Raw genomic sequence first — 974 nt, forward strand, 5'->3', positions numbered from 1 at the left:
GGCCTACGTCGAGGCAGGTGCCGATGGCATCTTTGCCGAGGCGGCCTACGACCTGCCCACCTACAAGCGCTTCGTCGAGGCGCTGAAGGTGCCGGTGCTGGCCAACATCACCGAATTCGGCGCCACGCCGCTCTACACCGTCGACCAGCTGAAGAGCGTAAACGTCGGGCTGGTGCTGTACCCGCTGTCGGCCTTCCGTGCCATGAACAAGGCGGCCGAGAACGTTTATACCGCGATCCGCCGCGACGGCACCCAGCAAAGCGTGGTCGATACCATGCAGACCCGCATGGAACTCTACGAGCGCATCAACTATCACGACTTCGAACAAAAGCTGGACGCACTCTTCGCCCAGCAAAAAACCAAATAATCGATATCACCCTTGGAGAAAATATGAGCGAGCAACACGCTGCCGGACCAAAACCAAAGAAATCCGTCGCCCTGTCGGGTGTTACCGCGGGCAACACTGCGCTTTGCACGGTGGGCCGCACCGGCAACGATCTGCATTACCGCGGCTACGACATCCTGGATGTGGCCGATACCTGCGAATTCGAGGAAATCGCCTATCTGCTGGTGCACGGCAAGCTGCCCAACAGCGGCGAACTGAAGGGCTACAAGGCCAAGCTGAAGATGCTGCGCGGCCTGCCGGCGAACGTGAAGGCGGTGCTGGAATGCCTGCCCGCCGCTTCTCACCCGATGGACGTGATGCGTACCGGCGTATCGGCGCTCGGCTGCGCCTTGCCGGAAAAGGACGACCACAACATTCCGGGCGCGCGCGACATCGCCGACAAGCTGATGGCCTCGCTCGGCTCGATGCTGCTGTACTGGTATCACTTCAGCCATAACGGCCGGCGCATCGAGGTCGAGACCGACGACGATTCGATCGGCGCGCATTTCCTGCATCTGCTGCACGGCAAGGCGCCGTCGGCCGCATGGGAAAAGGCAATGCATACCTCGCTGATCCTGTACGCGGAGCA

General features: G+C 61.3%; 2 protein-coding genes. Both read left to right on the forward strand.

From position 1 onward, the window contains the following. A partial coding sequence (locus V7080_RS24245) for an isocitrate lyase/phosphoenolpyruvate mutase family protein (protein WP_334190945.1) occupies positions 1-367 on the forward strand: 367 nt, incomplete at its 5' end. A gap of 23 nt (positions 368-390) precedes the next feature. Next, the coding region (locus V7080_RS24250; RefSeq protein WP_334190946.1) for a citrate/2-methylcitrate synthase at positions 391-974 on the forward strand (584 nt) is incomplete at its 3' end.

Origin of the sequence: Noviherbaspirillum sp., assembly GCF_036846085.1 — a bacterium.
Classification (GTDB): Bacteria; Pseudomonadota; Gammaproteobacteria; order Burkholderiales; family Burkholderiaceae_D; genus Noviherbaspirillum.